The 6,839-nt window shown below is 62.0% G+C and carries 5 protein-coding genes; all 5 read left to right on the top strand.

Annotated elements, in window-relative coordinates; all coding sequences use genetic code 11:
• Positions 1-2,061, top strand: a 2,061-nt coding sequence (gene infB / locus ACQY7U_RS09100) for a translation initiation factor IF-2 (protein ID WP_428643680.1), incomplete at its 5' end; no start/stop codon positions are given.
• A gap of 195 nt (positions 2,062-2,256) precedes the next feature.
• On the top strand, positions 2,257-2,664 hold the full coding sequence (gene rbfA, locus ACQY7U_RS09095) for a 30S ribosome-binding factor RbfA (RefSeq protein WP_428643677.1): 408 nt from the start codon (positions 2,257-2,259) through the stop codon (positions 2,662-2,664).
• A 218-nt stretch (positions 2,665-2,882) separates the two neighbouring features.
• Positions 2,883-3,827: a tRNA pseudouridine(55) synthase TruB gene (truB, locus tag ACQY7U_RS09090; protein ID WP_428643675.1), complete on the top strand. Its 945-nt coding sequence runs from the start codon at positions 2,883-2,885 to the stop codon at positions 3,825-3,827.
• A 207-nt stretch (positions 3,828-4,034) separates the two neighbouring features.
• Positions 4,035-4,304 carry a 30S ribosomal protein S15 gene (rpsO, locus tag ACQY7U_RS09085; protein ID WP_296589056.1) on the top strand — a complete coding sequence of 90 codons (270 nt, stop codon included), beginning with the start codon at positions 4,035-4,037 and terminating at the stop codon, positions 4,302-4,304.
• 335 nt (positions 4,305-4,639) lie between these two features.
• Complete coding sequence (pnp, locus tag ACQY7U_RS09080) at positions 4,640-6,766, top strand: polyribonucleotide nucleotidyltransferase (RefSeq protein ID WP_428643672.1); 2,127 nt, start codon at positions 4,640-4,642, stop codon at positions 6,764-6,766.
• Positions 6,767-6,839 lie beyond the last annotated feature (73 nt).

Here is a 6,839-nt window from a genome sequence, read left to right as displayed (position 1 = left end):
AAACCGCCGAGCCTCGACGACATGGGCAAGCGGAAGGAACCGGCTGCGGCCCGTCCGAAGCCGGTCCGCGAGGAAGGCGCCGAAGAAGACCGCAACAAGGGCCTCCGCGCCGTCAAGCGGCCCAAGCAGGCCCCGGCGCCGACCACGCGCCCGCGTGGTGGTGATGACCGCCGCCGTTCCAAGCTGACGATTTCCGCGGCCACGGGCGGCGACGACGGCCAGAGGGCCCGGTCGCTTGCTTCCATGCGCCGGCGGCAGGAAAAGGCCAAGCGCGGCCAGCAGCAGGTGGTGCGCGAGAAGATTTCCCGCGAAGTCACCCTGCCGGAAGCGATCACCATCCAGGAACTCGCCAACCGCATGGCCGAGCGCGCCGTCGACGTGATCAAGCTTCTGATGAAGCAGGGGCAGATGCTCAAGATCAACGACGTCATCGATGCCGACACGGCCGAGCTGATCGCCGAGGAAATGGGCCACACCGTCAAGCGTGTCTCCGAAGCCGACGTGGAAGAAGGCCTGTTCACCCAGGAAGACGATCCGGCAACGCTTTTGCCGCGCCCGCCGGTGGTGACCATCATGGGTCACGTCGACCACGGCAAGACCTCGCTGCTCGATGCGATCCGCAAGTCCAAGGTGGTCACCGGCGAAGCCGGCGGCATCACCCAGCATATCGGCGCCTATCAGGTCGATCAGGACGGCAACAAGATCACCTTCATCGACACGCCTGGCCACGCTGCCTTCTCGCAGATGCGTGCCCGCGGCGCCAAGTCGACCGATATCGTGATCCTGGTTGTGGCCGCCGACGATGGCGTCATGCCGCAGACCAAGGAAGCCGTTGCGCACGCCAAGGCGGCGGACGTGCCGATCATCGTCGCGATCAACAAGATGGACAAGCCGGAAGCCGATCCCAACCGGGTCCGTACCGAGCTGCTCAGCGAAGAGCTGGTTGTGGAATCCATGGGCGGTGACGTCATCGACGTGGAAGTTTCCGCGAAGTCCGGCCAGGGCCTCGACAAGCTCCTGGAAATGATCCTGCTGCAGTCGGAAGTTCTGGAACTTCAGGCGAACCCTGACCGCACCGCGGAAGGTATCGTTATCGAAGCCCAGCTCGACAAGGGCCGGGGTCCGGTGGCGACGGTTCTGGTGCAGAAGGGTACCCTCAAGCCGGGCGATATTCTGGTCGCCGGTGCCGAGTGGGGCCGCGTCCGCGCCATGCTCGACGAGAACGGCAACCAGGTGAAGGAAGCAGGTCCGGCCAAACCGGTCGAGGTGCTGGGCTTCCAGGGAACGCCGGAAGCCGGCGACATGGTCGCCGTGGTCGAGAACGAGGCCCGCGCCCGTGAGATCACCGACTACCGCCAGCGCCAGATCCGCGAAAAGGCCTCCGTGGTTGCGTCCGCAGCAAGGGGATCGCTCGAACAGATAATGAAGGGCATGCAGGAAGCCGGAAAGAAGGAATTCCCGCTGGTCCTGAAGGCCGATGTGCAGGGTTCCGCGGAAGCGATCGCCCATGCGCTCAACGAACTCGGCAACGAGGAAGTTGGCGCACGCATTCTGCTGTCGGGTGTCGGTGGCATCACCGAAAGCGACGTTACTCTGGCCCTGGCCTCCAAGGCGCCGATCCTCGGCTTCAATGTTCGTGCCAACAAGCAGGCTCGTGAATCGGCCGCCCGCGAAGGCATCGAGATCCGTTACTACAACGTGATCTACGACCTCGTTGACGACATCAAGGCGGCCCTGTCGGGCATGCTGTCGCCGGAACGCCGCGAGACCTTCCTCGGCAATGCGGAGATCAAGGAAATCTTCCACATCTCCAAGGTCGGCAAGGTGGCGGGCTGTCTGGTCACCGAAGGTGTCGTGGAACGCGGCGCCAATGTCCGCCTCATCCGCGACGACGTTGTCATCCACGAAGGCGAACTGGGCACGCTCAAGCGCTTCAAGGACGAGGTCAAGTCCGTCGAATCCGGTCAGGAATGCGGCATGAACTTCGTCAAGTACCAGGACATGCGCCCGGGCGACATCATCGAGTGTTTCCGCGTCGAGCAGATCGCCAGAACGCTCTGATCGCAGGCGCTTGGCCGCAACATTCAGGGACTAGCCGCGGCAAGCCGCAGGCTGATCCGGAAAAGGACAAGAGGGCGCGCGAAAGCGCGCTCTTTTTCTGATTGCGCCGCTTTTGACGCGGCATATACGCTGGATACCGGATGTTCGCGCAAGGACCGGCGCGTCTACGGAATGACGGTGGCAAGGACAATAAAAATGGCAAGACATCACGGACAGGACAGCCGTGGCCCGTCACAGCGCCAGCTGCGCGTTGGCGAGACGGTGCGCAAGGAGCTGTCCGACATTCTGACACGCAGCGGCTTCTCCGATCCGGACCTGGACGGGGTCATCGTCACCATCCCGGAAGTGCGCATGACGCCGGATCTGCGCCTGGCCACCTGCCTGGTCATGCCGCTTGGCGGCAAGAATGCGGAAAACGTCGAAAAGGCCCTCAACCGCAGCGCCAAGTTCCTGCGTGGTCAGGTGTCCCGCCGGCTGACGCTGAAATACATGCCGGACCTGCGCTTCGTGCTCGACACGCGTTTCGATGACGACGACCGCATCGAGACCCTGTTGCACTCCCCGGGAGTCGCCCGGGATCTGGGTGCGGACGAAGAGGAATAATCTCCGCTTGCCGGATGACCGGCCCAATTCCGCTTGTCATCCCTGCACCCGCATTCGCGGGCATAAACTCCGGCAGGGATCCAGTAACCGCAGACTTCTGGATTGAGACACGGGACGATCGGCGAACAGCGGGATTACTGGATCCCGGTTTCTCGCGCGGCTCGAACCGGGATGACAATCTGAAGGACTGTGAAGCACTTCATGTATTGAGCAGACCCATGGCACGTCAGAAACAGGTCAAAAGAAAAAAGAACGCCATCAACGGTTGGCTGGTCCTCGACAAACCGTACGGACTGACCTCCAACGAGGCGCTGGGGCGTATCAAGCGGATCTTTTCACCGGAAAAGGTCGGCCATGCCGGCACGCTCGATCCGCGCGCGTCGGGGCTGCTGCCGGTGGCCTTCGGCGAAGCCACCAAGACGGTTCCCTTCGTCATGGACGGGCGCAAGGTCTACCGCTTCGAGGTGACCTGGGGCGCGGAAACCAATACCGACGACACCGAAGGCGAGGTGACGGCAACCTCGGATGTCCGGCCGGACGCAGACGCCATTTCGGCTGTCCTGCCCGAGTTCGTCGGCACCATCATGCAGGTGCCGCCGAAATTCTCCGCCATCAAGGTGGCGGGCGAGCGTGCCTATGACCTTGCCCGTGAGGGCGAGGAGGTGGAACTTGCTGCCCGGCCCATCGACGTGCACCGGCTGGATCTGGTCGCTTGCCCGGACGGGAACCGGGCCGTTTTCGAGGCCGAATGCGGCAAGGGCACCTACGTGCGCGCGCTCGCCCGCGATCTCGGCCGCCGTCTTGGAACATGCGGCCACGTCACCGAACTGCGCCGCCTGCTGGTCGGCCCCTTCGGCGAAGACGACCTGATCGAGCTGGACGAGATCCTGGAAGCGGCTGAAGAGCTGGACGAGGGCGAAGGCATCGGGGCGCTCGTTGCCGAATTCATCCTGCCGGTACGCGATGCCATGGACGAGCTTGTCGAGGTGCCGGTCTCGCTCGACGACGCCGCGAAAATACGCAAAGGCATGGCCATCTTGCTGCGCGGCCGCGACGCGCCGCTCAACCAGGAAGTCGCCTTCGCCAGCCATGCCGACGTGCCGGTCGCCATCGGTTCAATTGACAAGGGCCGGTTCCAGCCGACCCGGGTGTTTCATCTTTGAGAATTGGCTTTGGCGGCAGACTCCAAGAATCCTCTGGCTTTTTCCCTTGTTTTCTGCCATATACCGCCGCCATTGGGCACTGACGCCCAGTTCGTCCGGAAGGATCCTTTGCTGAACGACATCTCGGCTCTGGAGAAAATCGGATCAGGCCTTCGGGCAGTTCAACGCGTCCGGTCAACGGACCCCACTCTTTGAAAGGAAAGAGCGATGTCGATTACTGCAGAGCGTAAAGCCGAGCTCATGAAAGAATTCGCGACCAAGGAAGGCGACACCGGCTCTCCGGAAGTCCAGGTTGCGATCCTCACCGAGCGGATCAACAACCTGACCGAACACTTCAAGGCACATGGCAAGGACAACCACTCCCGCCGCGGCCTTCTGAAGATGGTTGCGCAGCGCCGGTCCCTTCTGGACTACACGCGCGGCAAAAGCGAAGAGCGCTACAAGTCGCTCATCGAGCGTCTTGGCATTCGCCGCTAAGATCCTGAAAACTGAGACGCGGTGGGTGGAATGCCCGCCGCGTTTTTCCTTTTGAAGCGTTTCCCGCGAAAGAAATTACCGCATTCGCAAGTGGAAACGCGCCACAGACCTCTTGAGCGTTTCCATTTGATTGCAAACGCTCTATAGAAACCTCGTGACATGTCATGGGGCAGGATTGCCGGCTTCTTTCACCATCCGATATCGAAAGCAGCTCGTTGTCTTGCCCGTGACCTGTCCGCCGGTAACCGGCCCATCCGGGGCCGACCGGGAACGTGCCCGCCATATATGCGCCGTACCGAAAGCGGCCGGGGCGGGCAAAGCTGTAAGGACAGATGATGTTTGATGTACATCGTGTAGAAGTCGAGTGGGGCGGACGCCCGCTCGTCCTCGAAACGGGCAAGGTTGCCCGTCAGGCTGACGGCGCCGTGATGGCGTCCTATGGCGAAACCAAGGTTCTGGCGACGGTAGTCTCCGCCAAGGAACCGCGCCCGGGCCAGGATTTTTTCCCGCTGACCGTGAACTACCAGGAAAAGGCATTTGCCGCCGGTAAGATTCCGGGTGGCTATTTCAAGCGTGAAGGCCGTCCGTCCGAGCACGAGACACTGACCTCCCGCCTGATCGACCGTCCGATCCGTCCGCTGTTTGCAGACGGCTACAAGAACGACACCCAGGTGGTCATCACCGTTCTGTCGCACGATCTGGAAAACGCTCCGGACATCCTGGCGATGGTTGCCTCTTCCGCTGCCCTGACCCTTTCCGGCGTTCCGTTCATGGGCCCGATCGGTGGTGCGCGCGTCGGCTACATTAACGGCGAATATGTTCTGAACCCGCTGGTCGACGACATGCCGGAAAGCTCCCTGGATCTGGTCGTTGCCGGTACCAACGACGCCGTTCTGATGGTGGAATCGGAAGCCAAGGAACTGGACGAAGACACCATGCTCGGCGCGGTGATGTTCGGCCATAAGGGCTTCCAACCGGTGATCGATGCGATCATCAAGCTGGCGGAAACCGCCGCCAAGGAACCGCGCGAGCTGGTACTGCCGGACCATTCCGCCCTTTACGGGCAGATCAAGTCCATGGCCGAAGCCGACCTGACCGCGGCCTACAAGATCACCTCCAAGACCGAGCGCAAGGCAGCCGTCGACGCCGCCAAGGCCAAGGTTGTCGAGGCGCTGATCACCAACGCCGCAGAAGGCGAAGCGGTCGAAGCCACGGTTCTGGGCGAGCAGTTCAAGAAGCTGGAAGCCTCGATCGTCCGCGGTGCCATCATCGAAACCGGCACCCGCATCGACGGCCGTGATCTGTCCACCGTGCGTGCGATCAATTCCGAAGTCGGCATCTTGCCGCGTGCCCATGGCTCGGCTCTCTTCACCCGCGGTGAAACCCAGGGCCTCGTGGTCGCGACCCTCGGCACCGGTGAAGACGAGCAGTTCATCGACCTGCTGGAAGGCACCGTGAAGTCCCACTTCATGCTGCACTACAACTTCCCGCCCTATTCCGTGGGCGAAACCGGCCGCATGGGCTCCCCGGGACGCCGCGAAATCGGCCACGGCAAGCTGGCCTGGCGCGCGATCAACCCGATGATGCCCGCGCATCACGAGTTCCCCTACACCGTCCGCGTCGTATCCGAGATCACCGAATCCAACGGTTCGTCCTCCATGGCGACCGTCTGCGGCACCTCGCTCTCCCTGATGGATGCAGGCGTTCCGCTGAAGGCACCGGTTGCCGGCATCGCCATGGGTCTCATCAAGGAAGGCGACCGTTTCGCGGTTCTGTCCGACATCCTGGGTGACGAAGACCACCTCGGCGACATGGACTTCAAGGTGGCCGGTACTTCCGAAGGCATCACCTCTCTCCAGATGGACATCAAGATCGACGGGATCACCGAAGAGATCATGAAGGTCGCTCTGGGTCAGGCCAAGGACGGCCGTATCCACATCCTGGGTGAAATGAGCAAGGCCATCACCGAGGCACGTTCCGAACTCGGCGAACACGCGCCGCGCATCGAAGTCATGAAGATCCCGGTCGACAAGATCCGTGAAGTCATCGGCTCCGGCGGCAAGGTCATCCGCGAGATCGTGGAAAAGACCGGCGCGAAGGTCAACATCGAGGACGACGGCACCGTCAAGATCGCCTCTGCCGACGGCAAGGCCATCAAGGCGGCGGTCAACTGGATCAACTCCATCGCCGCAGAGCCGGAAGTGGGCATGATCTACGAAGGCACGGTCGTGAAATGCGTCGACTTTGGCGCTTTCGTGAACTTCTTCGGAGCCAAGGACGGCCTCGTCCACATCTCACAACTTGCTCCGCGCAAGGTCGGCAAGGTCACCGATGTGGTCAAGGAAGGCGACAAGGTCTGGGTCAAGCTCATGGGCTTCGACGAGCGCGGCAAGGTGCGCCTGTCCATGAAGGTCGTCGACCAGGAGACCGGCAAGGAAATCCCGAAGGAAGACGCTGAATAAGCGACTCTTCCTTCAGAGAAGACCAGAAAACGCGCGAGGGCACCCCGCTCTCGCGCGTTTTCTTTTGTCCTGA

The organism is Roseibium sp. (assembly GCF_050301095.1).
Taxonomy (GTDB): domain Bacteria; phylum Pseudomonadota; class Alphaproteobacteria; order Rhizobiales; family Stappiaceae; genus Roseibium.
Note: the sequence above shows the minus strand (reverse complement) of the source record. Positions and strands in the feature narration are given on the sequence as shown.

What these genes read in the sequence shown, in the direction of transcription:
- rbfA (WP_428643677.1), top strand. Translation starts at nt 2,257, where the DNA reads ATGGCAAGACATCACGGACAGGACAGCCGTGGCCCGTCACAGCGCCAG.
- rpsO (WP_296589056.1), top strand. Translation starts at nt 4,035, where the DNA reads ATGTCGATTACTGCAGAGCGTAAAGCCGAGCTCATGAAAGAATTCGCG.
- truB (WP_428643675.1), top strand. Translation starts at nt 2,883, where the DNA reads ATGGCACGTCAGAAACAGGTCAAAAGAAAAAAGAACGCCATCAACGGT.
- pnp (WP_428643672.1), top strand. Translation starts at nt 4,640, where the DNA reads ATGTTTGATGTACATCGTGTAGAAGTCGAGTGGGGCGGACGCCCGCTC.